General features: G+C 59.2%; 23 protein-coding genes, 1 tRNA gene and 1 riboswitch. Of the genes, 9 read left to right on the forward strand and 15 right to left on the reverse strand.

The features are described from left to right. Window positions 1-5: 5 nt before the first annotated feature. From E2F43_RS10225 to E2F43_RS10245, 5 genes are all read right to left on the reverse strand, one after another. A complete protein-coding gene (locus E2F43_RS10225) occupies window positions 6-974 on the reverse strand; it encodes a potassium channel beta subunit family protein (protein ID WP_133212266.1) in 969 nt (322 codons plus the stop codon). A gap of 75 nt (window positions 975-1,049) precedes the next feature. Then, complete coding sequence (locus E2F43_RS10230) at window positions 1,050-2,570, reverse strand: M20/M25/M40 family metallo-hydrolase (RefSeq protein WP_133212268.1); 1,521 nt, start codon at window positions 2,568-2,570, stop codon at window positions 1,050-1,052. Between the two features lie 244 nt (window positions 2,571-2,814). Further along, complete coding sequence (locus tag E2F43_RS10235; protein WP_133212270.1) at window positions 2,815-3,225, reverse strand: DUF1330 domain-containing protein; 411 nt, start codon at window positions 3,223-3,225, stop codon at window positions 2,815-2,817. Between the two features lie 213 nt (window positions 3,226-3,438). Beyond that, window positions 3,439-5,832: a DUF6351 family protein gene (locus E2F43_RS10240; protein WP_238946843.1), complete on the reverse strand. Its 2,394-nt coding sequence runs from the start codon at window positions 5,830-5,832 to the stop codon at window positions 3,439-3,441. A gap of 706 nt (window positions 5,833-6,538) precedes the next feature. After that, the gene (locus E2F43_RS10245; RefSeq protein WP_133212272.1) at window positions 6,539-6,748 is read right to left on the reverse strand and encodes a DUF3192 domain-containing protein; all 210 of its coding nucleotides are present in this window, start codon (window positions 6,746-6,748) and stop codon (window positions 6,539-6,541) included. Between the two features lie 331 nt (window positions 6,749-7,079). On the opposite strand from E2F43_RS10245, the gene E2F43_RS19425 reads away from it, so the two are divergent. Both E2F43_RS19425 and E2F43_RS19250 read left to right on the forward strand, forming a co-directional pair. After that, on the forward strand, window positions 7,080-7,205 hold the full coding sequence (locus E2F43_RS19425; protein WP_275259603.1) for an MntP/YtaF family protein: 126 nt from the start codon (window positions 7,080-7,082) through the stop codon (window positions 7,203-7,205). Window positions 7,206-7,226: 21 nt separating this feature from the next. Continuing rightward, entirely contained in the window at window positions 7,227-7,565 is a 339-nt protein-coding gene (locus E2F43_RS19250) for a manganese efflux pump (RefSeq protein WP_238946844.1), read from the forward strand. A 123-nt stretch (window positions 7,566-7,688) separates the two neighbouring features. Here the strand turns inward: E2F43_RS19250 and E2F43_RS10255 are convergent, their stop codons facing one another. Continuing rightward, window positions 7,689-8,348 carry a DsbA family protein gene (locus E2F43_RS10255; RefSeq protein WP_238946845.1) on the reverse strand — a complete coding sequence of 220 codons (660 nt, stop codon included), beginning with the start codon at window positions 8,346-8,348 and terminating at the stop codon, window positions 7,689-7,691. 1,268 nt (window positions 8,349-9,616) lie between these two features. On the opposite strand from E2F43_RS10255, the gene E2F43_RS10260 reads away from it, so the two are divergent. Further along, window positions 9,617-11,272 carry a sulfatase-like hydrolase/transferase gene (locus E2F43_RS10260; protein WP_133212274.1) on the forward strand — a complete coding sequence of 552 codons (1,656 nt, stop codon included), beginning with the start codon at window positions 9,617-9,619 and terminating at the stop codon, window positions 11,270-11,272. 51 nt (window positions 11,273-11,323) lie between these two features. Here the strand turns inward: E2F43_RS10260 and E2F43_RS10265 are convergent, their stop codons facing one another. Further along, window positions 11,324-13,162, reverse strand: coding sequence for a TonB-dependent receptor plug domain-containing protein (locus E2F43_RS10265; RefSeq protein WP_133212276.1), 1,839 nt, complete (start codon window positions 13,160-13,162; stop codon window positions 11,324-11,326). A gap of 96 nt (window positions 13,163-13,258) precedes the next feature. After that, window positions 13,259-13,419, reverse strand: a riboswitch (cobalamin riboswitch). Between the two features lie 138 nt (window positions 13,420-13,557). Here E2F43_RS10265 and E2F43_RS10270 point away from each other — a divergent pair. Further along, window positions 13,558-15,057, forward strand: a complete 1,500-nt coding sequence (locus E2F43_RS10270; RefSeq protein WP_133212278.1) for an acyl-CoA carboxylase subunit beta — start codon at window positions 13,558-13,560, stop codon at window positions 15,055-15,057. A 3-nt stretch (window positions 15,058-15,060) separates the two neighbouring features. Further along, window positions 15,061-16,275 carry a CaiB/BaiF CoA transferase family protein gene (locus tag E2F43_RS10275; RefSeq protein WP_133212280.1) on the forward strand — a complete coding sequence of 405 codons (1,215 nt, stop codon included), beginning with the start codon at window positions 15,061-15,063 and terminating at the stop codon, window positions 16,273-16,275. 1 nt (window position 16,276) lies between these two features. Here E2F43_RS10275 and E2F43_RS10280 read toward each other — a convergent pair whose 3' ends face one another. From E2F43_RS10280 to E2F43_RS10290, 3 genes are all read right to left on the reverse strand, one after another. Continuing rightward, entirely contained in the window at window positions 16,277-18,307 is a 2,031-nt protein-coding gene (locus E2F43_RS10280) for an AarF/UbiB family protein (RefSeq protein WP_133212282.1), read from the reverse strand. A 141-nt stretch (window positions 18,308-18,448) separates the two neighbouring features. Then, window positions 18,449-18,748, reverse strand: coding sequence for a YciI family protein (locus E2F43_RS10285; protein ID WP_133212284.1), 300 nt, complete (start codon window positions 18,746-18,748; stop codon window positions 18,449-18,451). A 42-nt stretch (window positions 18,749-18,790) separates the two neighbouring features. Continuing rightward, the gene (locus E2F43_RS10290; protein WP_133212286.1) at window positions 18,791-19,711 is read right to left on the reverse strand and encodes a LysR family transcriptional regulator; all 921 of its coding nucleotides are present in this window, start codon (window positions 19,709-19,711) and stop codon (window positions 18,791-18,793) included. A 110-nt stretch (window positions 19,712-19,821) separates the two neighbouring features. On the opposite strand from E2F43_RS10290, the gene E2F43_RS10295 reads away from it, so the two are divergent. The 3 genes from E2F43_RS10295 to E2F43_RS10305 all read left to right on the forward strand — a co-directional run bounded on the left by E2F43_RS10295 (window position 19,822) and on the right by E2F43_RS10305 (window position 22,343). Continuing rightward, on the forward strand, window positions 19,822-21,045 hold the full coding sequence (locus E2F43_RS10295) for an acyl-CoA dehydrogenase family protein (RefSeq protein WP_133212288.1): 1,224 nt from the start codon (window positions 19,822-19,824) through the stop codon (window positions 21,043-21,045). Window positions 21,046-21,053: 8 nt separating this feature from the next. Further along, on the forward strand, window positions 21,054-21,833 hold the full coding sequence (locus tag E2F43_RS10300; protein ID WP_133212290.1) for an SDR family NAD(P)-dependent oxidoreductase: 780 nt from the start codon (window positions 21,054-21,056) through the stop codon (window positions 21,831-21,833). A gap of 90 nt (window positions 21,834-21,923) precedes the next feature. Continuing rightward, window positions 21,924-22,343, forward strand: a complete 420-nt coding sequence (locus E2F43_RS10305; RefSeq protein WP_133212292.1) for a hypothetical protein — start codon at window positions 21,924-21,926, stop codon at window positions 22,341-22,343. Between the two features lie 147 nt (window positions 22,344-22,490). Here E2F43_RS10305 and E2F43_RS10310 read toward each other — a convergent pair. The 3 genes from E2F43_RS10310 to E2F43_RS19430 all read right to left on the reverse strand — a co-directional run bounded on the left by E2F43_RS10310 (window position 22,491) and on the right by E2F43_RS19430 (window position 24,288). Further along, window positions 22,491-22,566, reverse strand: a tRNA-Glu gene (locus E2F43_RS10310). Between the two features lie 145 nt (window positions 22,567-22,711). After that, on the reverse strand, window positions 22,712-23,974 hold the full coding sequence (locus E2F43_RS10315) for a putative porin (protein ID WP_133212294.1): 1,263 nt from the start codon (window positions 23,972-23,974) through the stop codon (window positions 22,712-22,714). A 191-nt stretch (window positions 23,975-24,165) separates the two neighbouring features. Next, window positions 24,166-24,288 (reverse strand): DUF3422 domain-containing protein, encoded by a 123-nt coding sequence (locus tag E2F43_RS19430; RefSeq protein ID WP_165954267.1) that lies wholly within the window; start codon window positions 24,286-24,288, stop codon window positions 24,166-24,168. Between the two features lie 126 nt (window positions 24,289-24,414). Between E2F43_RS19430 and E2F43_RS10320 the strand changes: the two genes are divergently transcribed. Further along, window positions 24,415-24,582, forward strand: coding sequence for a toxin-antitoxin system HicB family antitoxin (locus tag E2F43_RS10320; RefSeq protein ID WP_133212296.1), 168 nt, complete (start codon window positions 24,415-24,417; stop codon window positions 24,580-24,582). On the opposite strand, the gene phoU is transcribed toward E2F43_RS10320, so the two are convergent. Together phoU and pstB are read right to left on the reverse strand one after the other, a co-directional pair. After that, window positions 24,579-25,304 (reverse strand): phosphate signaling complex protein PhoU, encoded by a 726-nt coding sequence (gene phoU, locus E2F43_RS10325; protein ID WP_238946846.1) that lies wholly within the window; start codon window positions 25,302-25,304, stop codon window positions 24,579-24,581. The genes E2F43_RS10320 and phoU overlap by 4 nt on opposite strands. A 15-nt stretch (window positions 25,305-25,319) precedes the next feature. Next, window positions 25,320-26,066, reverse strand: coding sequence for a phosphate ABC transporter ATP-binding protein PstB (gene pstB / locus E2F43_RS10330; protein WP_238946886.1), 747 nt, complete (start codon window positions 26,064-26,066; stop codon window positions 25,320-25,322). Between the last annotated feature and the right edge of the window lie 89 nt (window positions 26,067-26,155).

The following is a 26,155-nucleotide window of genomic DNA, read 5'->3' on the forward strand; positions in this document are numbered from 1 at the left end:
CGTGTTCAGATTTGTTCCAACTGTCTGCGCACCTGTTCGGTGAGCAGCGGCACGACCTCCACTGACTTCAGGTTCTCTTCCAGTTGGCTGACCCTCGATGCACCGAGTATGACCGTAGAGACATTGGAGTTGAGCAAACACCAGGCAATGGCCAGTCGGGGGAGGGTAGTGCCCAGTTCCTCGGCAACGGGCAATAGCCTGGCCACGCGCTGCATTCTCTGCTGGCCCCGCTCCGATTCCACCATGCTGTCGCGCAACCATTCGTAGCCCGGCAGGGACGCACGGCTGTCCGCAGGGATGCCTTGAAGATACTTACCCGTCAGCGCCCCTGAAGCCAGCGGCGACCAGGTTGTCGTGCCCAGGCCGAATTTACCGTAGAGCTCGGCGTACTCAACCTCGACACGCTCACGATCCAGCAGGTTGTACTGGGGTTGTTCCATCGACGGCGGGGTCAGGTGATTGGCGTGGGCAAACTCGTAGGCCTCGGCTATTTCCGCGGCGGACCACTCCGAGGTTCCCCAATAGAGCACTTTTCCCTGGCTCACCAGATTGTGCATGGCCCACACCGTCTCGCCTACGGGAGTCTCCGGGTCGGGCCGGTGGCAGAAATAGAGGTCTAGGTAATCCACCTGCAGGCGCTTGAGCGCCTGGTGACAGGCTTCGGTAACATGTTTTCTACTCAGCCCACACTGGGTGGGCAGGGGTGATGGGTGGCTGCCAAAGAAGACCTTGGAGGAAACGCAGTAACTGTCCCTTGGCCGGTTCAGGGACTTGAGCGCCTTTCCCATCACAATTTCCGAGTTGCCCGCCTCGTAACCTTCGGCGTTATCGAAAAAGTTGATGCCGGCGTCGAAGCAGGTGCCGAACATTCGCTCCGCCAGATTCGCATCGACCTGTTTATTAAAGGTTACCCAGGAGCCAAACGACAGCTCGGATACCTTCAGACCTGATTTACCGAGATTCCTGTATTTCATGCTGTCGATCCTTTGATCTGCAGGGGGCTCCGGTGTGTCCGCGGGACAGCCGATCGCCTCGCCACACGATGATGACTACTGCGACTCGAGGTTGGTCATAAGCTGATAGTAAAACCCGATGGAACGGCCGATTTCCTTGAGCTGGATGCGCTCGTTGACCCCATGCAGTCGGGGCATGTCCGCAACCGATTCGAGCTGTAGCGGCGTCACCGTATAGGTGTTGATTCCCATCGGTTTGGCTGCGAAATATTTCGCGTCCGCCCCGCCGATCACGAAGAACGGCGCGACGATGATCTCGTTGCCGTAGATCTGGCGCAGGGTCCTCTCAATCAGCGCGTACTGTTCGCTGTGCGGGTCGGCGATATTCGTCGCCGCAGTCGACTGGGATACGTCCGTAATCGTAATCCGGTCATCGTCGATCACGTCCCGCACGTAGTTCATGATGTACTCTTTGCTGTCGCCGATCGTGGGTCTGAAGTTGACGACGGCGCGTGCTGTGGGAGGCAACACGTTGGCCTTCACGCCGCCCTCGATGATGGTCACCGCAGTGGTGGTGTGCAGCATGGCGCGGGTGAGTTCCCGGCCTTCCATCATCTCGATGAATTGCTGCTCCAGTTTGGTCAGCTTGTCGTCGTCGCCAAAAGCCACCGCGGCGTACATGTCCTGCTGATCCCTGGGCAGCTCCGGACCGAGCCACCGATACTGGTAGCGCAGGGCGTCGTTGAGCTTATAGGGGAAGGGGGCGGCCTCGAGCTTGGTGATGGCCGCTGCCAGGATGCCGATGTTGGACGTCTTTGGCGGTTGCGAAGAGTGGCCGCCTACCCCATCAACACGGAGTTCGAGGGCCAGGTAACCTTTCTGGGCAATACCGATGAGGGCGGTGTTGTCCGGGATGCCGGGAAACAGGCCCTCGGCCAGGGGAGCTGACTCGTCGAAAACGAGGTAGGTCTCCGTCACGCCCCGCTGCTCGAGAACGTCGGCGATATGCCCGACACCCTCGCCGCCGCCGACCTCCTCGTCTTGTCCAAAGACGAGGTAGTAGGTGCGGGTGGGCTGGAAGCCCTCCTTGATCTTCATCTCCGCCGCTTCCATGATCGCGAAGATCATCCCCTTGTCGTCCCAGGATCCCCGACCCCAGAGGTAGCCTTTATCGATCGTGCCCGCGAATGGGTCGTAGTCCCACTCATCCGGGGAGGCGATGGGCACGACGTCCTGGTGCGCCATCAGGATCACCGGGGGCAGGGATGGGTCCTTGCCTTCCCACGTATAGAGGAGGCTGTAAGGGCGAGGATCGCCCAGGACTTCCCGCTTGAGTGTTTTGTGAACATTGGGAAACGTCTTTTCGAGATAGTCGTGAAAGCCCTCGAACGCCTCGACATCGAAGTCGTCCCGGTCCTCGTTGGAAATGGTCGGGAACCGAACGCCACCCGCAAGCCTCTCTGCTGCGGCGTCGATGTCGACTTCGATGACCACCGGATCGACGTCCTCCGACTGCATCGAGGTGAATGCCTGGTCCGCGTATCCTGAAGCGGAAAGGCCAATTCCCAGCAGCGCAAAGGGTATTGAATACAGCAAACGGGGTTTAATCGACTTCATGGTCGGGTCGCCTCAATGACTTAATGAGTTGAACGGTACAGTTATATCTGGGTTGATGATTACAACGTTTCTTGTAGACCTTAGCATTTTTCATCATCAGGTCGAAATTCTTATCTGGATCAGCGGCCCGCTGCGGCTCCTCAAGCGGCGTGAACGCCTCGCCACATCCGGGTTTCGAGGCGAAGTGTTAGTTGCTGCCGGGATGTCCGCGATACGGCTGCTGGGAACACCCCTGACTCGCCTGTCAGAACGTGTTGCCGGCGGCACACTCGATCAGAAGCTGTCCCTCGAGTCCTGCAGCCCGGTGCTGCTGTGCCTGCTGGTAATCCTCATCCCGCAGCATATCGAGCATGACCTGGGTTGAGGGATACTGGATGATGGCGACTTCGTCCCAAAGGTCATCACCGCCGCCTATCAATACCCCGCGGGTCCTTCCCGCATACAGGATTCGCACGCCCCTGGGTTCCATGATTTCCCGGAACGCCCTGGCGTAGAGCTGGTAGGCCTCGACACCGGAGAGATCGCAGGGGCGAGCGTCTTCATATTCGGCTTTGCGCTTGAACTTGAGGAGGTTGAGCATGGCGATCGGTTCGCCGGTAGCGCGATCGCGGAAGGCGCGAACCTGGTCGCCGGTGGGTTGCAGTACGTTGTGCATGGTGGGGGTCTCTCCGTGGCAAAATTCCAGACGATTGTTATCATGACATCGCTGCCTGCTGCCTCAGTTCACAGGCTTCTTCAGTAGCAAAGCTCATATGGTGCCCTTGCCAGTCCGCGCTGGCAAACACATCTCTATTGTCGGCGTGCGTGACCCGCGCAGAGCGACCCCGGGAGGGCTCTGCCGGGTTTTGGGCTTCTTGTGGTCGTACTGCTAGGGTCGCCCCATATCCGGCTGGGTGTAGTCGCAAACGCCGTCCGGGAAGATGGCGTTTAACTGCGCTATCTCGGCCGGACCCGGTGCCCAACTGCCATAAACCCCGTTGGCGATGGCGTTATCGACGGATTGCAGCGCGCACTTGAAGACGCCGCCTTCAATGCCATTGCCGGATATGATTCTTGAGGTTGAGTAGAGTGGGAAGGCGGCGGTGCAACTGCCCTGCGGATTGTCATCGAGAACACCGCTCCACACGTCGTCTCCCGCCGCTATCAACTCACCGTGGGAGTCGAAGCAACTGTCCACCGCGCGGGCAGGCTTGTTTCTCGCCACGCCTTTATTGGGGTGCCTGCGGATATTTGCCATCCATTCATCCATCACCGCCAATGCCTGGGGTGTCTGGTCGAACTCACTCGTCACCCCCCGGGCATCGGTGAACCAGATCACCTGGTTGGAGGCGTCGCCATCATGGTTCAGAATACGCTGGCGGGAGGCAAAGGACTGGTGGGAATTGTGCATATCCAGAACGTGTTCCAGGTAATGGCGCCAGTCGATGATGGGAATATCAATCGCGCCCACGAACACGTGACCCTTTTCGTAAGCTGCCTGCATTGCCTCAATCGAACCTTCGGTTCTGGGGGCAGGGCCTGAACCATCGTACAGGTTCATGTTCCTGATCGACCAGGGGTCCCATTGATCGGGAATGGAAAAGCCGCTAAAGCATCCCGGCTGTGGATAATAGGGGCAGGTTTCCTGCACCATTTCCGGCTGTGATTTCCAGCCTCCGACAAAGGTGTTCACCTGCAGGAACTCTGCCGGACTAATTTTGCCCTCGAGCATGGACTGCAGGCCGTATTGCACGCCCACGTTGTCAAAGGTGGAGCGGGCGTAGCCATCGGGACCCCGACCATAAATGTTGACCGCATCCTCCCAGTGGGTCCACTGTATTGCCAATACGTCGGAAATCGGGTTTATGGTTTCGATGCCTGACTCATACCCATACAGATGATTTAGCGCCAGCGGCGACAGCCCCCGCCAGGATTCCACGCACTCATCCGTGCCCTGCGCCTGGGTGTAGGGATTGCCGATGTAGTCATCGGCATTGAGGCCAATAAGCCAGCTGCGGTTTGACCAGGTGGCCCACGGGCTGGCGGGGTTCATCATGCTCTGCAAGTCCATGTAGTACTCGAGCAGTTCGCAATCACCGATGTGAATGGTCTGGGTTACCATGTCGGGGTAGGAATACTGGGGGATGGCGGCGTCTATCAGGCGGGTGCCCAGGTTCTGCCCGTACACATATTGCTGGATACCGCCGCCAGAGCCACCGACGCTCACTGTGTACAGGGGCGTGCCGTAAGCTTCAATAAAACGCTCCTTGGTCATCAGCGCGGTTTCGGCGCCGAGTTCCAGGTCGTAATGGGTGCCGGTCTTGGTGCCGGTCGAGTAGATTACGCCATAGCCCAACTTGAGGGCGTTGTCATAGAGCATACGGCTGGTGGAGGGGCTGCCCTGGGTGTGACCAATGGCAACGCCGCCCTGGAAGTAATAGAGCAGGCGGCCGTTCCAGTCATCCCCCCGCGGTGAGTAATCCGGCGACGGGTCAGAGTCCAGTACGGCCATGGAATAGATGAAGCGGTTAATCACCCCGCGTTCCCAGCGCACGATATAGTCCACTTCCTCGCCGTCGATGGTGGTTGTGGTGGCCAGGTCTGCGGGGCGCTCTCCCGGCGTCAGTTCAGCCCAGCTGCCGCCAGTAGTGCGGTACCGGTAAACCACCGTGGGTTCTACCTGGCAGGTCGTTGAGCGTCCTATCAGGTTGCCACCCTCGTCGTAAACGGGCCAGCCCGGATCTTCAGCGGGATTGGTGGTTGAATCGGGGATCGGTTGGCCCAGCCCGTGATTCTGCACGGTGCACACGAAGGCTTTCTGGTGTTCTCCGGAAAATATGGGCCCGGATATGGGGTGGTTGGTGAGCTCCAGCGACTCCGAATGGATTATCTTCGTGTTCTTGCCCTTTCCCTTGGGCCTGAGCTCGTTCACAGTGACGGTATTGAGACCTGACTGCAGGCCGCTGATGACACCAGACAGTGTTTTCTGGCCCACGGTGGAAAAACGATCAGTCTGGTCCTCGCCATTTACCAGGACCTCGACGCGGGACTGCTTTGCGTTGCCCCTCGTGGTTACCTCGATGCGGGCATCTCCGCCAGAGACCTGGTCTGCCCAGGAGGAAACCACCCTGATGGATTGCTGCAGATTACTGGCTCCCTGTGCCTTCGCTGATGCGCCCGTGCTGCCAACCACGGCCAGCCCAACGGTTAACAGTACACGGCAAATGAGTGGGCGCAGTGGCAGTGGAAGAAGCTGGCGGGTGTTATCAATCGGTGTCGACATGAATGTTTTTCCTTATTGTTGTTTTGTGGGTTAACAGTGATTCCTGAGCCTGTCTGGCGCTATTACAGGGCAAGCCCAGCGTATAACCCTGGTGTAGAGAAACCCTGACCCCTGCCCGCCAGGCATATTGCTGTTGGTAAGCCTTGAACCGATAGCGTTAATTCAGAAATCAGGTTTTGTAATGGGTATAGACCCGGAATGGCTCCCGGTCAAGCGCACGGCCAGGTCAGCAGGATTTTCCTGACCTGTGTCATGATGCGCGACTGCTATAGTGTGTATGTTGTGCGCGACTGGCGTCCGCGAGGTGTATGGCTCTGCCCGCCCTGAACGGAACCGCCGGTCAACGCAGAATTTTCACCCGTATGTGTCCCTGGTCGGAGCTCACGTGGTTATGACAAGACAGCCAACTATTTTGCAACTGACTATTTTCGCTTTGGTGATGCAGATGGCGCTGTGCGCCGGTGTCGCCGCCCGCGACAGCGCCACCGTAATGGAGGAAATTCTCGCTACCCAAAGCCCCGGTGGGCTGTTTCCGGGTGCTGACCGGGTAGGCGACCCCGATGGCGAGTTTCAGGTTTCGCCTGTTTACAGCGGTGAACAGCAGATAGGCCTGCTATTCCTCAATTCCTCGGTGGTCGATTCTGTGGGCTATTCGGGCAAATCGAGATCACAGTTAATCTTTTTTCCCGGTAAAAGCGCCGGGTCGCTAGTGTCCCAGAGCCTGGTAGACCGAGCTACACCAGCCGGCCAAACGATCGTTCCTGAACACCAGCAGTGTGGTTTCGTCGCGGCTGGTGGCACCGTCACTCTTATTCCTTTCTGTTCGGTAAAACAGTACTCGCACCTCCTTGTCGTGCAACTCGAAGGCCTCTGAGTCGGCGGGCGCCCCCAGCCGGGGCACCCACAAATTTTTCACAGCTTTCTCCTGATTAAGATAGTCATTGCTTCCGGCTAACGTTGCGCCGAAAAGCCAGGCCCTGTCATTCGACGATTCGGTGGCGGCCGCAAGACAGGGCGGCTACCATTCATCCCGCCTCAGCAACTATCTATCGATTTACGGAATTTGCCTTGTGATATTCCAATGCCTGTAGCGCATGGTCGAGCTGGCGGATACTGATGGCGTAGTGAACGGCGGCGGATAACGAACAGAGCTGAGTAGGCGTAGGCCAGCCCTTTAGCTTATTCTGCGTTGGTCACCGTGCCGGGTACAGCGGCACTTACTACTTTGGGATACAGGGAGACACTGAATGATTGAAGTTCTGGTTTTGGCCGTAGCGCTCAGCATGGATGCGTTTGCCGTTTCCATCGGTCTCGGCTCCAAGCACCTGCAGAAAACCAGGTCACTGTCGATACTGGCGGCGCTGTATTTTTGATTGTTCCAGGGGCTGATGCCGTTGATTGGCTATCTGGGAGGCAAAGGTGTTCTGGGATGGGTTGAGAGCTATGCCCACTGGATTGCTGTTGTACTGCTTCTGTTAATTGGCGGCAAGATGATTTTCGAGTCAATGTCAGAAGGGATAGAAGAGGATATCGCCCAGATAACCCATAAGGTGTTGCTACTGCTGGCCATAGCCACCAGCATCGGCGCTATGGCGGCGGGCTTTACCCTGACGTTGCTCGAAGTCAATCCGCTAATCGCATGTACCATCATCGGCATTACCACATTGTTGTTCAGTTGGGTGGGGGTCTACGTAGGGGCAATTAAGTGGTACCTGGCTGGAAAGCAAGGCTGAGTTGATGGGGGGGCTGGCACTTATCCTGATCGGCTTCAAGATACTGCTTTTCTGATTAGCGACGATTCAACTGAGGCCCACAGACTCTGGTATTCAAAGAGTCAGCCATGAATGCGACTTAACCTAAAAGCGGGAGAGGGCGGTAGCTTCTGCCGATGGCAACAACCGGGCTATCTGATCGAGTGTGGGCTGGTATTCGCAGTAATGTATTTCCAGCGGATGGTTCTGGCCAGCGACCTGTAGAACAAGTGAAGGGAAAGAGTAAACGCCCAGGCTTTTTCGGAGCGCAAATGCCTGCTGCAGCGCAGACTCGACTCTGGAGTCTGCCAGGTCACGTTCAAACTTCGCAACGTCAAGGTTCAGTTCACTAGCCAATGAGATCAACACCTCGTTATCCGAAGGGTTCATTGCTCTCAGGTAATAAGCCTGCTGGATTGCTTCGATCATCTCTTGCTCAGCATCCTGCAAGAGGGCAGCCAGCACAGCCCTGCACGCGGGGTAGGTAGACCGTCGTGGTCTACACCGTCTCCAAAAGTCAAAATTGAATTCGGCACCCGTCGCTTCAGCCACATCCTTCCAGTAGCCCGCAATCGTTTGTTGTAACTCGAGCGGCATGGGCTCATCTGAATCAGGCGCCAAACCGCCGACAACATTCTCAATCGAAATAGCGGGATTCAGCCGGGCGCGGATTTGATCCCAGGTTCGACGGTATCCCCAGCACCAACTGCACATGGGGTCATGGATATGAAAGAGGGTAGTCATGGCGTCGAGGGTATCGCGCATTGCGACCTGTGGACAACTAGGTGCTCAAAAGCTTTATTTAACATAATATATATTATGCGCATATGTGGATAAATCCACTGCAGCGCGGGCCTACCCGGAAATCACTGTTTTAAGCGTGTTTCGGGGCTATTGTCGGGATTAGTGAAGTCCGGGTTGAGGCGTCAATTCCGTGTCGCTGGGTTCATGCTCTGGCGGCTAACACTGGCCGGTCACCGCCATCTGTTGTGGATCGCACCCAAAAGGAAAGCGGCACCCTGAGCAGCAAGCTGCGTTTGGACCCACTTGAAACTGGCAGCTTGTTGAGTCGTCATCCAGGGCTCCGCCCAACCGCGAAAAGCCCGCTGATCGCAGTTTCAGCCGTCACCTGACTGCGTATCTGCCTTCAGGTGATCATGAGCCGCGACGGATTCTCAGCCTTGGGGATGACCTGCGGTGGTGTTAGGAGGCAGCACTCGGTCAGTATGCGCAGCAGCACACCAGGGATAACGTGTATGCAATTCTTTTCACCCTGCTTCGTCCAGGGTTCGCGCAGTCAATAATTATATTATGTAAAATAGAAAGGTTCTGCGCCGACGCCAAGCCGCCGTGCGCACTGTCCTGCTCTCGGTCAGGCGCCCCCTGGTCCCGCGTCAATTCCGGGAGCGATTGAAACAGGCGTGCTGAAGGACACCTGGCTGGGTCGCTGCATTTCAGGCCTTCACTAACTTCTCAGCCTTACACAGGTACTTTTTACTGTTTGCCGACCGAAAGCATTTTCTGCAAATAAACTCCGCGTCCCTCACCAGGCTTTTTACCGCCTCAGGATTCTCCTTGAAGACTTTGCCGGGGATGTCACACAGGGTTTTCGCTTTCATATTGCCTCCTGAACGGCTTACTTGCGCACATCTGGCCGGGATTCCCCGCTGTGATCAGTGCTCACGGTTTGACAGCGATCTAACGGCACTTGCCTTCCTACGCCATGACTCAGTCAGTGGTAATTTAGCAATAATCGGCCCATTTTTCTTTTGCTGATTATCGTCGGCAAATGCCGCACTGATCGCCCGCCGGGATGCCAGATTCTGCGACCCGGAGCTCTCCCCTGATCCGTGCTGGCCGTTTATGGGTCGCGGCTAAATAGCGGCTGTCGTTTGAGAGATTGAACTGGGGTCGTATCGGGCCTGCTGTATCCTTGTCACCGCGAAGGGGCGTTATATCCGCTCATCCGGAACCATCGCCTGAGTACGACCCGTTCGCGAGCCAATGCCAAACCCCGGCTGGAGTTGTGAACCATGGTTAAAAACGCCTTGTATCTACTGATGACTGCCTGCGCCCTCCTCTCCCTGCCAGTACAGGCTGAAGAGCGGCCCAATGTGATCGTCATCGTGGCCGACGATTTAGGCTGGAATGACGTGGGTTATCACGGCGGCGACATCGACACCCCGTCACTGGATTTGCTCGCCAGGGAGGGCATGCAACTGGACCGCTTCTACACCACCCCGATTTGCTCGCCGACGCGCGCGGCACTGATGACCGGCCGCGATCCGATGCGGTTGGGCGTCGCCTACGGTGTCATCATGCCCTGGGACACCAATGGCGTGCACCCGGATGAGCACTTTATGCCGCAGAGTTTCCAGGCGGCGGGTTACCAGACGGCCATGGTCGGCAAGTGGCACCTCGGCCACGCCCAGCAAACCTATCACCCGAACGAGCGTGGCTTTGAGCACTTCTACGGACACCTGCATACAGAAGTCGGTTTCTACCCGCCCTTCTCCAACCAGGGTGGCATCGATTTCCAGCGCAATGGCGTATCCATTGACGACGATGGTTATGAAACCTTCCTGCTCGCGGACGAGGTATCCCGCTATATCCGCGAGCGTGACAAAAACAAGCCGTTCTTCGTCTACATGCCCTTTCTCGCGCCCCATACTCCCCTGGACGCGCCAGAGGAACTCCAGGAAAAGTACCGGGACATCAACACCGAACTGGCACCCGCCCGGGCCGGCACCACGGACGCCACCCGCGCAATGGCCAAAAAACGGGGTGAACCCAGTGCCCGCCCCATGTACGCCGCTGTGGTTGACGCCATGGACCAGGCCGTCGGTCAGGTGCTTGAGACCCTGCGTAAAGAGGGCATAGACGACAATACCATCGTGCTGTTCATGAGCGACAATGGCGGTGCAGCCTATTCGGTCGGCGGGGCTGACAACGCGCCCCTGCGTGGTGGCAAGGGCGAAACCTTCGAGGGCGGGATTCGTGTCATATCGCTGCTACGTTGGCCCGGAAGGATTTCCGCCGGTAGCAAACTCGAGCAGATCATGTCGGTGATGGACGTCTTTCCCACCCTGGCGGAAGCCTCCGGTGTAGAGACCAAAAACCGGCGTCCGCTGGACGGCCGCTCCCTGTGGCCAGCTATCAGCGAAGGCAAGGCGCAACCTCGTAAAGACTATCTCTACTTTGCCTCGGAAATACCCATCTATGGTCATTTTAACCTGACGGCTTTCAACGATGAGTGGAAACTGGTCCAGGAAGTCAAACAGGGCCAGCTCACGACCGAGGTCAGCAACTACCTGTTCAAAATCGGCGAGGACCCCTATGAATACGACAATCTCGCTGACCGGCACCCGGAAATCGTTGCCCGCTTAAGCCAACAGATACAAGACTGGCGGGCGTTACATCCTGTCAACGGGATACGCGGCCATATCGCACCGCCACCCGGATGGCGGGCGCCACTGGATTGGGCGACCTATCCTATTCCCCTGTCCGAACTGCAGGAAGCGCCCACCACGGGCTCTCCGCCGTCGGAATCGTCACTGCGCGCAATGGATTTTCTACACGGGCAGAGCGGGCGCATCATTTACGACTGCCCACCGCCTGAAGCGACCCTGGGTGAAACACTGTCGGCCCGGCCGCTGTGCCCGATTACCGGCCGTATCCCAGCCTATTGAAGCCTGCGCAGGCGAAGACGGGCAGGCCCTGGGCTTACCCGTCTGCCGCGATTAAAAGCTGTAGCGGGCGCCGAGGTAAGCTGCCGTGCCGGCGGTATTGAAGCCGCTGACTTCCGCGTAATTCTCGTCGCTCAGGTTTTCCACCCGGCCGAAGAGGTGCAGCCCACTGATGACATGCCAGTCAGCACTGAGGTCGATGACCTCGTAGTCATCCAGAGCATCGCCAGTGGTACTGATCGCGTCATAGGCGCCACGCAGATTGAGCCCCAGCATCAGGCGCTCTGCAGGGGCGGCCCATTTCAGCCCCAGGTTAAACAACTGCTCCGGCCGCCGGGCTCGCTGGTCACCGGCAAAATCACGGGTATCGTTATAGGTGTAGTTGCCGTTAAAGCTGAAGCCCAGCGGCAGAGGCGCAATCGCCACCAGTTCTACCCCGCGGGAATCGGCGGTGCCTTCGCCCTGCAGGTAACCCGAGAAAAACTGCAGGTCGAAGAAAATTTCGTTCTCGATTTCCTGGTCGAAGTAGGTGGCCTCGAGATAGACGCCGTTGTCCAGTGCCCAGGCCAGGCCGAGGTCGTAACCGGCGGTTTTCTCCTCCTCCAGGTCAACCTCGCTGGCCGGTGGATAGGTGTTGGCGTTGTAGGCGATTTCATACAGGCTCGGGGCTCGGAAGCCGGTGCCATAGGCCGCTTTCACTTTCATTTCCCCCGGGCCAACCGGGAGCAACCAGGCTCCGCTGATCCGGTAGGTGGTGTGGGCGCCAAAGTCCTCGTTATCGTCATAACGCGCGCCGGCCGTCAGGTAGAGGTTCTGCAGGTGGTTGCCCTGATACTCGAAGTAGACACCGTCCTGGTCCCGGTCGTGACTGTTATAGCCGTCGTCGAAAGAATCCCGGCGCAGGTCCAGGCCATACACCAGGCTGATGTCCTCGCTGGCGGCCCAACTGCCAATGTAACTGGTGCGCTCCAGTTCCCCTTCCCCGCCGAAACTCGGTACTCCGGCGCTGTAGAACTGTTTCTCGGTCTCGGTTCGGGTATAGGCCAGTTCATGGCCAAGACTGGTCTGTTGATAGGCGGCACTGACGCGCCATGAACGTTGCTCGTAGTCGTTACTGCAGTCGTCAAGAGAGGCGAAGGTCGTGGCGTCGAAGCAATTATCGTACTCCCCTTCCCCATCGACATCCCTGGCCACCAGTTCAAAGCGCAGGTCTGGCGTCACTGTCCAGCCCAGGCGACCATGCAGAGTGGTGTTGTCGTAACCATCCCTGTCGCGGCTGGGGTCATCAATGCGTGCGTTGAACCCTTCGGTGCTGTAGTCAGCGGCGCTGGCGGAAAAGTCAAAACGGCCATTACCCCCGGCAATATTGCCGGCCATGCGCCGGGTGTCGTAACGTCCCCCCTCAGCCTCGAGAGCGCCAGTGAAACCCTCCCGTACCGGGTTGGTGGTGATGTTGATCACGCCACCGGCATCCGCGCCATACATCATGCCCTGCGGCCCCCGCAGGATTTCAACCCGGTTGACACCGGCGCTCATCAGCTGGGCGAAGTTGGGACTGATCTGAACGCCGGAGGGATCTGAAATATCAATGCCGTCGATATAGGCGCGGGTGCGATAGGCCTCTTCGCCGCGGATCCTCACCGTGGAGGGAGCACCCATGCCTCCGGTGTTGGTCACCGCCACACCTGCTTGGGTGCGCAGCACATCATACAGCGAACTATAGCCACGAAACTGGATTTCCCCGGCGGAGATGGTCGACACCGATGTGCCGATCTCGCGCAGGGGCATGGGCACCCGGGAGGAAACCACGATGATCTCCTCCAGACGACTTTCGCTCTGGGCAGAGACCGTACTTGCGACAGCAAGGGCGAGAACAGGGACAAGCTTTTTCAATTTGAATTCCTCAATTGCCTGAATGGGGGCGACTGAGGGAGGGGATCAGGAGACACAGCGCGAAGGCTGGGCAACCATGCATGAAGCCCTCCGCTCCATCGTTGCTCAGTCCTGGCTGGTTTCGGGCTCTCAGCGTAAGCTGTTGACCGTTGCGGGGGCAGCGGAGGAGGATAACGAATATCACCTCACTTCCCATTTAACCTGTCTTTTCCTGATGGGGAACAGGCGTGACAGGCACCAGAACCGGGGGGCACTTTAGGGAGTTTGTAGCGGACTGTCAAACTATTGTCCGGGTGAGTCGATATAATTATTCCCGAGTCGTAATTTGCCAGCCGGTCCGTGTTCTATGACCCAAGTCTGCAATACAGTGAAAGCGATGGCAGCAGGAGAGCAACATGTCTGAAAACCGCAAACATTGGCAGCCCCTGCTGCAGGAGCTGGAACGCCGTCAGCAGGCGGCCGAGGCCATGGGTGGAGCGGACAAAGTCCAGCGGCAGCATGCGCGAAACCGACTCACTGCCAGGGAGCGACTGGAGCGCCTGTTTGACCCGCACAGCTTCAGGGAAATTGGCGCATTGGCCGGCGGCAACCACCCGGGCGGGGGTGCGCCATTGGCAGGCGACGGGCTGGTGGGCGGCACCGGGCGCATTCATGGGCGCAGCGCGGTAGCGCTCGCCGAAGACTTTACCGTCAAGGGCGGCTCTATCGGTCACGCCAATGCCGCCAAGCGTACCCGCCTGGTGAGATTGGCCCTGGAACAGCGCCTGCCGCTGGTCATCATGCTCGACGGTGCGGGCGAGAGAGCCGGTAACGTCACTGAGCGATACCCCAACACGCCCAACGATCTGCAGCTGGTCGCTGACCTGCAGGGTACGGTGCCCGTTGCCTGCATGGTGCTGGGCTCTTCCGCAGGGCACGGCGCGCTCACCGGCATGTTCGCCGACTTTATCGTCATGCTGGAGGGTGCGTCCCTGTTTAGCGCCGGACCGCCGCTGGTCGAGGCGGCGCTGGGAATGAAGCATACCCCGGAAGAACTGGGGAGCGCGGACATGCACAGCCGGGAAAGTGGCGTGGTGCACAACCTCGCGGGGACCGAGGACGAGGCATTCAGCCAGGTTCGCTACTATCTATCCATGATGCCCCGGCACGCTGGCGAAGCGCCGGCAAGAACAGAGCCGCCTGCGTCCACATCACGGTCCCAGGAGGCGCTTCTGGACCTGCTGCCGCCCTCAGGCAGCAAGGCCTGCGACATGCGCGAGATTGTGCAATTGCTGGCCGATGAAAAAAGCGTGTTCGAGCTGCAGCCGGCCTTCGGCGATTCCCTTATCTGCGCGTTGGCACGCGTCAATGGCGTATCGGTCATGGTCGTGGCCAACCAGCCACGGGTGCTGGCCGGCGCCATCACCCGGCAGGCCGCTGAAAAAGCGACGCACTTTATTACCGTCGCCGACAATTTCGGGCTTCCCCTGCTCTGCCTGCTGGATAATCCCGGGGTCATGCCGGGCCCCCGGTCGGAAGCACAGGGTGTGCTCAAGGCCGCCGCACAGATGTTCGCCGCCCAGCGGCGTTTCCGCGGGCAGAAAATAGTCGTTACCCTGCGCAAGGCCTTCGGCTTCGGTTCCTCAGTCATGGGCATGAATCCCTGGGACAGGCAGGCAATCAGTATTGCCCTGCCCTCGGTGTCGCTCGGTGGCGTTCCCGCTATCGGCGGTGCCGAGGCTGCCGGGGCCAGCAGTGACGAGCAGGCCCGGATGCTGGCGCTGGAGTCCGGCGCCTGGGTACCCGCCGACGCCATGGCCTTTGACAAGGTGGTCGACCCGCGCCAGTTGCGTGCTGAAATCATCGACGTGCTGGATCGCAACCAGCCCCAAAGCGAAAATACCCGCAAGGAGTAGCCCTTGGATATCAGGCTTGGACAGGACAGCGAAGGTCCCCTCAGGGGAATCCGTGTACTTGATGTAACCTCAATGATCACCGGCCCCCTGTGCAGCCAGATGCTGGGAGATCTGGGAGCCGAGGTCATCAAAATCGAACCCATCCACGGTGAAGTGGCGCGATGGATGATGCCCCCGGAGAAGGGAGGGCTGACCGGTTTCTTTTGCCAGATGAACCGTAACAAGCGTAGCCTGGCCCTGGATCTGCAGCACGAGGATGGCATCGCCGTGCTCAGGCGGCTGGCCGGCGGAGTGGACATTCTGGTGGAAAACTTTCGCGCCGGCGTTGCTGATCGACTGGGCTTCGGATACGACGCGCTGCGGCCAGTTAACGACAGGCTGATTTACCTGGCTATCACTGGCTTCGGTCCTGACGGCCCCTATGCCAACCGCCCGGCCTACGACCCTATCGCCCAGGGACTGGTCGGCATGATGCCCATTCAGGGGCAGGCGTTTGGCGCTGAACCACAACTGATCCAGTCCGCTATCGTCGACAAGACCACCGCGACTACCGCCGCCGGTATTGCCCTGGCGGCCCTGTACGCGCGCGACGGAGTCAATGGTACCGGCAGGGGCCAGCGTGTTGACGTGCCGATGATCGATGCCTATGCGGCGAATTCGCTGCCGGACATGCTGCCGGTAGACAGCTTCCAACCCTCCCGGATGCCCGACCCGAAGCCACTGGCAGTGCTTCGTACCTTCGCCACCCTCGACGGACATGTGGTCGGCATGGCCCTGCAGGACAACCACTTTGAGGGGCTGTGTAAAGCCCTGGAATGTGAGCAGCTGCTGGAGCGCGAGGGAATGCGCAATGTGGGCGAGCGAATCGCGGATTTCGGTCCCTGGCTGGATGCCATCGAGGCAGAAATTGGCAAATGGCCCAGCGACGAACTGCTGGCCCGTTTCGACGCCAACGGGGTGCCGTTCGGCAGGGTCAAGACCATCCGTGAATTTGCCGAGGATCCCCAGGCACGGCACAACCGCACCATCTTCGACGTCGACCATCCTGAGCTGGGCACCCTGCGCTACGTTCGCTACCCGGGACACCTGTCTGACACACCGGCGAGCCTTACCCGTCACCCGCCGACACTGGGGCAGCACAGTGCGGAAATACTGGCGGAAGCCGGATTCAGCGATGAGGAAGTACAGTCCCTGCGCGAAGGCGGGGTTATCGCCTGAATCAGGCGGTAGCCGGCAGGCGGGTCCGTTTGCGCGCAGCTGGACCCACCGGGAGGTCCCGGGCGACCTGCCGCAACAGGCGTTTACGATAGCCGATCGCCTGGCGGTAACCTTCCAGGGACGGGAAGCGACACATCACGATCATCAGGTCCTGGACCAGGGCCACCCTGGACACACCGCTGTATATGCCCAGGTATGATCCCAGCATCGCCGCGATACTGCGGCTCAGGTGCATGTAGTCGCTGTTGATAACAATGCCCTGCCGGCTCATGATGGCCCCCAGGCCCATGGCCAGTTCCAACCGTCGTTTCAGTCCGTCCAGGCCCTCCTGGTAGAGCACCAGGGCAAAGTCCAGGCCCAGCGGTGGCAGCCGGGCTTCCTTCAGCGCCTCGTCTACCAGCGCCAGCATCGTCTTGCGGCTGCCCTGCAGCTGTTCCGGATGGGTGCCCAGGGCAATCATGGCGTCAGTAATGGCCTCGGCATCGGCGGCAAAAATGGCCTGCAGGTAGCGCAGCGCCGGGCGCCAGATAGGCGCGAGGTCCACACTGTTACCCCAGTCAATAAAATACAGGCCCTGCTGTTCGTCCACCAGCAGGTTGCCCGGGTGCAGGTCACCGTGGAACTCCTGGTAGATGAACATGTGTGACATCACCGTATGCAGGAAGGCCCTGCCCACCTTGCGCCGGCTGCGCAGACTCTTGCGCCTCCCCATGTCGCGGAAAGCCGTTCCCAGGCCCCGGGCGGCGTCGATATACTCCATTTCAATGATGCGCCGCGTGGTCTGGTAGACCTCGGGGACATGCCACCCGCCGGTGTAGTTTGCCCGCTCCGCAAAGCGCGCCTGCACCGCGGCCTCGGCCTCGAAATCCAGTTCCGCGCGAAAGCCCTCCACAAAGACGTCAACCTGGTCCAGCCAGGAGGAGAGAAACGGCGACAGCTTGGAGTGCGGCGCCCAGTACTGGCTGCTCAGAATCGCCAGCTTGATCACCGTCTTGCCAATCAGGAACTCCCGCTCCAGGTTGTGGCGACCCACCTTGACCACCACGGTTTTCAGCTCCTGGCGGCCGCGGCGGTTGAGTATCGGTTTCTCGGCGATATATACCGAGGCTATAGAGCCAGACTTGAGCGGCTTGGAAGCGTCAAAATCGTAGTAACGCTTACCCGGCAGTACGCCGAAGCTCTCGACAAAGGCCTGTTCCACCTCCGCCGGCGTCATCGGCTCCACGTCTTCCTGGAAGACTTCCAGGGCCGCGCTGATTTCGTCCGGGAGGAAGTCGGATCCGGAGGCCGCGACCTGGGCCATCTTGATAAAGAACGGCCCGAATTCGCGCACCATTTGAGCGACTATTTCGGCCTGGGCCTTGAAGTCCTCCGGATCGGTGTCAAAGAACTGGCGGATATAGGCCAGTGCACCAATCTGCCGCCGGAAAATATCCAGGTCAGAACGCAGCACGTCCGTCTGGCTGACAATGCCCTTGAGGTGACGATTGTTACTGTCACGCATGTGCTTGAGCTGGTTGATCACCTCAACCAGTAAAGGCTCGTAGGCGTTGACCACGATGCGGGCCACATCCAGGCTGATCTCGCCCAGGCCCTTGAGTTCGGGCTCGCTCATCAGGTCGTTGAAGAACGACCAGAACTCCTCGGTCACCTGCTCGGGAATAGGAATAACAGAGCGCGCGGTCACCTGGTCCAGCAGGAAGCGCAACAGGTTTTCGGTGCTTTCCTCGTTGGGCAGGATGTTGTCTTCCCGCAGGCGCCGGGTCAGCCGGGTGAGTTGGGAGGTGAGAGGATGGTCCTGCAGTGCGATGAACACCGTGTCCAGCGCATTATGCAACTCAGGCTCGGTGATATCGGCGCGCCGATTGATGAGACTGGCCAGTGGACGCATGGCCACGTAAATCCTGGCCATGCCAGAGGCGTATTCGCCGGTGGAACGCAGTACCCGGGTCGTCTGGTCACGAAGCGCTGGTAGCAGCTCCTCGAGATTGATGGAATTTTCAGCGTCCCCGACGGGATCGGATTTCGACAAAACTGCTTCCCCGCCGCGTTGCCGGCGACAATGACATCGTAAAGGGAGTGCCCACGCCCGGCTGGGTTACCGCTTCTCGGGAGGACCTCGGGGCCATTGTGTACGAATGACCGCCGGCTAACAAGAGGGCGATAGCGGCAATCAGGGAAGCACGTTTTTGTAGGGTTTTACCTTGAGCCTGGCGGTAACGCCACCCACTGTGTAGGGGTCTGCCTCCGCCCAGGCCTGGGCCGCTTCCAGGGAATCGAAATCCGCCACGATCAGGCTGCCGGTAAAGCCCGCCTCCCCCGGGTCTTCCGTATCCACCGCCGGGTGCGGCCCCGCTATCAGCAGCCGCCCCTGTTCTACCAGATCCTGCAGGCGCTCCAGGTGGGCAGCACGGTGAGTTTTGCGTCCCTCAAGACTGTTTTCCACATCCTGGGTGATGATGGCGTACCACATAGCTCTTCCTCATTGCTATTATTGCGACTCCCGGGCCGGCTATTATGCGCCGCTGCCGGCGACATTCAACAGCCCCAGGTCGAACTGTTGTTTTATCAGCTCCCGCATCCAGACGTTTGCCGGGTCCTGGTCGGCACTGCGATGCCAGTAGAGGTTCAATAACAGCGCCTCAACCTCAAAAGGCAGGTCGCTAACCACCAGTCCGGGATAATTGAGGGCCGAGGACGGCGCCGTCCACAGCAGATCGGTGCTGGTGGTGACCGCCGCCGCCACCGCATAATGCTGCACCCGCATCTTCACCGACCTGCGCCGGCCCTGGTTGTGCAGGGCCAGGTCGACCTGTCCCCTGCCCCGGGCACGACTTGACACATGCACGTGTTGCGCTGCCAGGTAGTCGCTGATATCGAAAGTTTTCGCGGCCAGGGGGTGATTGGCAGACATGGCCAGGCGATACGGGATACCGCCCAACTGGACCTGTTCCAGCTCCCGTGCATTGAGCTGTGGCACATCGACCAGTATATCGAGGTCGCCCGCCTTCAGTTGCTCGACCGACGATTCCCGCCCCGGATAGTAAGCCTGGACACTCACCCCGGGGGCGGCCCCGGCGAGAGCCTGGTGCAGCCCTGTCAGGACCAGCCCCTGGGCGAGATCGTTCATGCCCAGCCGATACACCCTGCCGGAATCACCCGGGTCGAAGTTGTGGTGGCCACCCACGCTTTTCTGCAACAGTCCCAGCGCTCGCTGCACATCAGCGGTCACCGCCTCGGCCACCGGCGTCGGCTGCATGCCCCGTGTCCCACGCACAAAGAGCGGGTCACCGAAGGTCTGGCGCAGGCGATTGAGGGCGTTGGATACCGCCGGCTGGGTAAGGTGCAGGCGCTGGGCAACCCGGGTCACCGAGCGCTCCCGGTAGAGGGCGTCAAATACCACAAAAAGATTCAGGTCGACCTTGTCCAGGCGCATGGCCAGGCTCCTATAGACATCATTCTTATGAATACTATCTTATTATCTAAATAAATTTGAGTGATTAAAAAAGACGTCCTAACATGGCGCAATCAGACCCGGAGAATTCTATGTACCAGTTCAGTCAGCAATCACTCGATTTACAGCAGCGCCTGCAAGCTTTCATGGATGAGCATATTTATCCCAACGAGTCAGCTTATGCAGCGCATTTACACGACACCGATAACCGCTGGGCGCCGATTCCACTGATGGACGACCTGAAACAGAAAGCGCGTGCAGCCGGTCTGTGGAACCTGTTTATTCCCCCGTCGCTGGCCAGGTTCGCCGAGCACGACGGCATTTCCAACTTCGATTACGCCCCCCTTGCCGAGTTGATGGGTCGGGTACTGTGGTCTCCGGAGGTGTTTAACTGTAACGCTCCGGATACCGGCAACATGGAAGTCCTGATGAAATACGCCACCGAAGCCCAGCAGCAGGCGTGGCTGGAGCCTCTGCTTGCCGGAGAGATCCGCTCCTCCTATGCGATGACCGAACCCCAGGTAGCGTCGTCCGATGCCACCAATGTGGAACTGCGTATTGAGCGCGAAGGCGATGAATGGGTATTGAACGGCCGCAAGTGGTTTATCACCAACGCCATGTACGAGCGTACCCGTATTTTCATCGTCATGGGCAAATCGGACCCGGATAACCCCAGCCGCCACCTGCAGCAGAGCCAGGTACTGGTGCCCAAGGACACTCCGGGGCTGGAACTGGTGCGTCCGTTGACCACCCTTGGCTATGACGATGCGCCGCTGGGTCACGCGGAACTGCTATTCAATAATGTCCGGGTACCCGCTGAAAACATACTATTGGGCGAGGGCCGCGGGTTCGAAATCGCCCAGGGTCGGCTTGGCCCGGGACGGGTTCATCACTGCATGCGCTTGATCGGGATCGCCCAGCGCTCGCTGGAACTGGCCTGCGCGAGGGTTGAGGAGCGCTCAACCTTTGGCCGTACCCTGTCCCAGCACCAGTCGGTGCGGGAGGATATATCCCGTTGTTATTCAGAGATTGAAATGGCCCGACTGCTGGTACTCAAGACCTGCGCCAAAATGGATGAAGTCGGGGCAAAAGGCGCGATGGACCTGATCGCGGCTTCAAAAACCCAAGTGCCGCTGATGATGCAACAGGTGATTGATCGCTGTATGCAGATGCACGGTGCCGGTGGCCTCACCGAGGACTACTGCATGGCGGAAGGATTCAATTACGCCCGCTGGTGCCGCCAGGCAGATGGGCCGGACCAGGTGCACCACATGGCGCTGGGGAAAATGATCATCAAACGTTATACCGAGAAGTGAGCCGTCTCATGACCCAAACCATCGAACAACGTTTCAGCCTGCAGGGCAAGGTAGCGCTGGTCACGGGTGCTTCCAGTGGACTGGGGGCCAGGTTCGCCGTCGCCCTCGCCGATGCCGGCGCCACGGTCGTGGCTGCCGCCCGGCGCAAGGAGAAATTACAGGCGTTGGTGCAGCAAATAAGCGACGCCGGTGGCCGGGCCCTGGCTGTGGCCATGGATGTGACCTCAGCAGCCAGTGTTACCTCTGCCCTGGATGAGGCAGAGCGCGGTGCCGGGCCTGTCGATATCCTGGTGAATAACGCCGGTGTCGCTGGCTCCAGGCACTGCCTGAAGGAAGATGAAGCCAACTGGGACGCCATCATGGAGACCAATTTAAAGGGGGCCTGGCGAGTTGCCCATGGCGTGGCCAAGCGCAGTGTCGCCGCGGGCCGCCCCTGCAGCATTATCAACATCGCATCGATACTGGGAGTTCGCGTGGGCTTTGGCGAGAGCAGCTACGCCATTTCCAAGGCCGCTGTCGTACAGATGACCAAAGCCATGGCCCTGGAACTGGCCCGCAAGAACATCCGCGTCAACGCCATATGCCCCGGCTATTTCGCCACCGAAATGAATGCCGACTACCTGCTGTCCGAAGGCGGACAGGCCTACCTCAAAGACACTACCGCCGGACGCATGGGCGAACTGGACGAACTTGACGGCCCCCTGCTGTTACTGGCCTCGGACGCTGGCAGCTTTATCAACGGCGCGATTATCCCGGTGGACGGGGGTCACCTGGTGGGGTCGCTGTAAGTCGGTGTAATTGAGTGCTGGCCACCAGCTCGGCGACACTCCGTGCCTGTCAACGGACATTGATGACTCGACAGCGCATAAGGAGCCGCCTTGATTATCAGCCTCAACATCACCAATGCCGATCACGTCCAGCATATGTTTCGCCATTATCAGCGGACGGTCTATGGCCTGGCCCTGCCCTACACGCGGGACTGCAGCTACACCGGCATCCTCTCCCAGGGCGAAGATCTTTTCATTTCCGGGCACGGCTCACCGGTAAGTATCGGCCACCAGGAGGGCGAGCCTCGCTTCACCCCGTCGCAAATGGCAGAGTGGCTGGAAAACTGGGTACTGCCCTGCAACTACTGGGGCAATATCTACATTGCCGCACCGGGAGCGCGGGCGGACTTCCTCGACGGCCTCCACCGGGCGCTGGGACCGGCGTTCCGCGGCCGCATTCATGGCCAGTTCGACCTCGCCTACAGCCAACTCAATCCACCGCAACAGGACGCGTGGATCCGGGTTGCCTGAGTCTGGCGGCAGTGCCTGGATAGGGGGCTGGCGGAAGTTCGCTGAGCGCGGGTCCAGCCATGGCGGGCAGGAGCGGACACCCCGGTGCGAGGGTCAACGGAAAATTTCAGGCAAAAAAAACCCGGCTAAGGCCGGGTTTTCTGGATATGGCATCCCGTAGGGGGTTCGAACCCCTGTTACCGCCGTGAAAGGGCGGGGTCCTGGACCACTAGACGAACGGGACGCAACACTCTGGCCGTGCCAGAAGACGCGCATTATAAGGAACAAGGCGGGCAATGCAACCGTTTCCGCGACATTATTTTCCGCCCTGTTTTATACTCCCCGGCGTCCCTCCCCTGGCCTCCCTGCGACCCTCAAAAGGGTCCGGCCTAATACTTGAACTTGGTGTCAAACTGGATGCGGTCATAGCTCACCGCGCCACCCCGGTCTGCCAGGTTCTTCTCCCCTGCCTCGTTATCCAGGAACCAGGTTACGCCCAGGGACCATTGCTTGTTGATCCCATAGGCACCGGTCAAGATATGGCCCTTGGCGTCGGTGCCGCCACCGGAGAAATCCGAATCACTGAGCAGACCCAACACCGCATCGGCCTCCAGGTCACGGTACTGGTAACCGACGCCCCAGGTGCCCTTGCCGCTGGCCTTGCCCAGGCTGATACCCGCCAGCCAGCCCGTATCGTAATCGTCCGCGTCCCGGTTATTGACCCAGTTGGCGTAAATGGCCAGGGGCATGTCGAAGACATTCAGCTTGAGGTCACCGCCCAGCTCGACCATCTCGTAGTCGTACTGATAGACGCCGCCGATTGAGCTGTTACCGTAAAACTCCGGATCGTCATCGTCACCGTAAAAGGGAGCTCTCCCGGCAGTGGGGAAGTCGTGATAGGCCACGCCGGCGGTCAGCATTGCGTCGCCCAGGCTGAAGCGTGCGCCACCCTGCACGCTCCAGGTGAAGGCGTCATTGTCGTTGCGGTTGTCGCTCTCCAGCCAGTTGCCCATAAAGTTGGCAAACAGGTGGTCGGCAGCGTAGCCGGCACTGATTCCCTCCGGGCGCCAGTCGCCGTCCCACAACAGGCTGCTTTTCTGCGGCTTGTAAAGCGGGTTGGAGAACTTGCCGGCCTGCAGGTGCAGGTTTTCGGTGGCGTTCCACTTGAAGTACGCCTTGTCCAGGCGCACGTCCTTGGTGCTGCCGCCACCGCCCAGCGTCTGGTTGGTTGACACCGGGTTGTCGCCCCCGGTCGCTATACCCAGGCCAAGCTCGGTATCACTGGGCAGCGCCGCAGTGATTGCCATCCGGGCGCGAATCCGGTTGCGCTCCCGGCGGTCCCGGTCTTCCACATCGATGGTCTCGTAGCGATAGCGAAAATCGCCTGTCATGCCGATTTTCTCCGCCCAGGACGAAGACCTGTTCTGGGCCTGCAACGCCGTCACATCAGCTTGCAGCCGGGACAGGTCGTCAACCGCCACACCGGCCTGCTTGAGCCGCGCATTTTCGGCCTCCAGGGCCTGTACCCGGGCCGCCATGTCGACGAACTGGGCCTTGAAGGTTTCCCATTCCGCATCGGATACCGCCGCCTGTGCACTGCCTGTTGCGCTGATGACCAGCGCGGCAAGAGTCGCTGTCATTGGTGCTTTCATAGTTTTTCCTCTGATGACACTTTTGTGACGCTAATATGACTAAAACGCGCACAGAATAAGCGGTTTGTATGACACTTTTGTGACAAACCGCCCATTCAGGGGAAGAATATACGAGGAATATTTACCGCCCGCGAGGCAGCAGATGGGGCGAAGGCTGGGGCCGGTGAAACGGCCCCGGATCGGTGCCGGACTCAGCCGATCAGGCCGACCAAGACATAGCTGATGGCGACCACGCCTATGGCTTCCAGCGCCAGATGCTGTAGCGTGATTTTCGGGGGTTCGCCCAGCTCGTTTTTTGCACTACGGAGGTTCATTGACAGTCATCACTCATCTGATTGCACATGTATACACATAATATAGACCTCCGATACTGTGTTTTCAATGTGTATACATGTGCTAAAGTACCGGTCCTCGTCCGCAACTGCTCAAGCGCAAACGGGATGTCAAAAACCAAAGTGCTGAATATCCGGATAGATCCGGAACTGAAGAAAAAGGCGAAAAAACTGGCTGAAGCAGACGGGCGCTCGCTGTCCAACTGGGTGACCAAGCTGATTTCAACCACGGTCAAGGAAGCCGAGAAGGCGGCTGCCCGCAAGGAAGACGACTAGGCGGTAGGCTGCAGAAAGCGGTCCTGGATTTCCTTCAGGCTGAGATGGCGCACATCCGATCCCTTCACCAGGAAGATAACTTCCTCGCAAATATTTACAGCGTGGTCCCCTATGCGCTCCAGTGAGCGGGCACACCAGTTCACCCTGAGCAGGTTTTTCACCGATGCCGGCTTTTCCATCATGCGGGTGATGAGCAACCGGGTCAGGGACTCAAACTCCGCATCGATGTCCGGGTCCATGGCCGCGGTTTCGATCGCTGCCTCCACATCGAGGCGGGCGAAGGCATCCAGTGCGCCGTTGAGTATGTCCAGCACGCTTTTGCCGAGGTGTTTCGGGTCAGAGCGGTAACTGCTGCCGTTACGGCCCTCGGCCAGGGTCTGGGCGAGCCGGCCAATTTTTTCGGCCTCGTCACCAATACGTTCCAGGTCGGCGGCCATGCGAATAATGGCCACCACCACCCGCAGGTCGCTGGCGGCTGGTTGTCGCAGCGCGAGGATGTCGGTGCACTTGGCGTTGATGGACACTTCCATCTCATTGACCTTGTAATCGGAGCTTGCCACCTCCTCCGCCAACTCCGCCCTGCCCTTGACCAGCGCTTTTAGCGCCTTGCGACACTGGCCTTCCACCAGGCCGCCCATGGCCAGCACCTCGGCCCGCACGGTTTCCAGTTCTTGGTTGTACTTCTGTGAGGTGTGCTGGTCGAGATTCAGGTTTTCATCCACGGCGAGTCATTCCTGTCAGCCGAAGCGGCCGGTAATATAGTTCTCAGTCAGTTCATGGGAAGGCATGGTAAAGATTTGCTTGGTCTCCCCTACTTCGATCAACTTGCCCAGGTGAAAGTACGCTGTGCGCTGCGAGACCCGCGCCGCCTGTTGCATGGAGTGAGTCACAATGGCGATGGTAAAGCGTTCCTTGAGCTCGTCGATCAACTCCTCGATACGGGCAGTAGCAATCGGGTCCAGCGCGGAACAGGGTTCGTCCATGAGTATCACCTCTGGACTGACGGCGATGGCCCTGGCGATACACAGGCGCTGCTGCTGACCGCCCGAGAGTCCGGTGCCCGGCTTGTCCAGCACATCCTTGACCTCGTCCCAGAGGCTGGCCCTGCGCAGGCTCTGTTCAACGATCTCATCCATTTCCGCCTTGTTGTGGGCCAGACCATGAATTTTGGGACCGTAAGCGACGTTTTCGTAAATGGATTTCGGGAAGGGATTGGGTTTCTGGAACACCATGCCCACTCTGGCACGCAGCAGGACGGTATCCTGGCCGGTACCATAGATGTCCTCTCCGTCGAGCTTGATATCGCCGTCTACGCGACAGATGGGGATGATGTCGTTCATCCTGTTCAGCGAGCGGAGGAAGGTCGATTTACCACAACCGGAGGGTCCGATCATGGCGATGACCTCGTTTTCGCCAATATCCAGGGAGACATCCATAATCGCGTGCTTGTCGGCGTAATAGACATTAACGTTTCGCGCGGACATTTTCGGGTTGTCCACAAAGGGCGAGCCGATAGTCTTGTAATCGCTGACATCGGTGTGGTCGTGGATATCGAGGCCCGCAGCTTCCTCGG

This window comes from Seongchinamella unica, assembly GCF_004354085.1.
Taxonomy (GTDB): Bacteria; Pseudomonadota; Gammaproteobacteria; order Pseudomonadales; family Halieaceae; genus Halioglobus; species Halioglobus unicus.

What these genes read in the sequence shown, in the direction of transcription:
- E2F43_RS10225 (WP_133212266.1), bottom strand. Translation starts at nt 974, where the DNA reads ATGAAATACAGGAATCTCGGTAAATCAGGTCTGAAGGTATCCGAGCTG.
- E2F43_RS10230 (WP_133212268.1), bottom strand. Translation starts at nt 2,570, where the DNA reads ATGAAGTCGATTAAACCCCGTTTGCTGTATTCAATACCCTTTGCGCTG.
- E2F43_RS10235 (WP_133212270.1), bottom strand. Translation starts at nt 3,225, where the DNA reads ATGCACAACGTACTGCAACCCACCGGCGACCAGGTTCGCGCCTTCCGC.
- E2F43_RS10240 (WP_238946843.1), bottom strand. Translation starts at nt 5,832, where the DNA reads ATGTCGACACCGATTGATAACACCCGCCAGCTTCTTCCACTGCCACTG.
- E2F43_RS19425 (WP_275259603.1), top strand. Translation starts at nt 7,080, where the DNA reads ATGATTGAAGTTCTGGTTTTGGCCGTAGCGCTCAGCATGGATGCGTTT.
- E2F43_RS10255 (WP_238946845.1), bottom strand. Translation starts at nt 8,348, where the DNA reads ATGCGCGATACCCTCGACGCCATGACTACCCTCTTTCATATCCATGAC.
- E2F43_RS10260 (WP_133212274.1), top strand. Translation starts at nt 9,617, where the DNA reads ATGGTTAAAAACGCCTTGTATCTACTGATGACTGCCTGCGCCCTCCTC.
- E2F43_RS10270 (WP_133212278.1), top strand. Translation starts at nt 13,558, where the DNA reads ATGTCTGAAAACCGCAAACATTGGCAGCCCCTGCTGCAGGAGCTGGAA.
- E2F43_RS10285 (WP_133212284.1), bottom strand. Translation starts at nt 18,748, where the DNA reads ATGTGGTACGCCATCATCACCCAGGATGTGGAAAACAGTCTTGAGGGA.
- E2F43_RS10290 (WP_133212286.1), bottom strand. Translation starts at nt 19,711, where the DNA reads ATGCGCCTGGACAAGGTCGACCTGAATCTTTTTGTGGTATTTGACGCC.
- E2F43_RS10295 (WP_133212288.1), top strand. Translation starts at nt 19,822, where the DNA reads ATGTACCAGTTCAGTCAGCAATCACTCGATTTACAGCAGCGCCTGCAA.
- E2F43_RS10300 (WP_133212290.1), top strand. Translation starts at nt 21,054, where the DNA reads ATGACCCAAACCATCGAACAACGTTTCAGCCTGCAGGGCAAGGTAGCG.
- E2F43_RS10315 (WP_133212294.1), bottom strand. Translation starts at nt 23,974, where the DNA reads ATGAAAGCACCAATGACAGCGACTCTTGCCGCGCTGGTCATCAGCGCA.
- E2F43_RS19430 (WP_165954267.1), bottom strand. Translation starts at nt 24,288, where the DNA reads ATGAACCTCCGTAGTGCAAAAAACGAGCTGGGCGAACCCCCGAAAATC.
- E2F43_RS10320 (WP_133212296.1), top strand. Translation starts at nt 24,415, where the DNA reads ATGTCAAAAACCAAAGTGCTGAATATCCGGATAGATCCGGAACTGAAG.
- pstB (WP_238946886.1), bottom strand. Translation starts at nt 26,066, where the DNA reads ATGTCCGCGCGAAACGTTAATGTCTATTACGCCGACAAGCACGCGATT.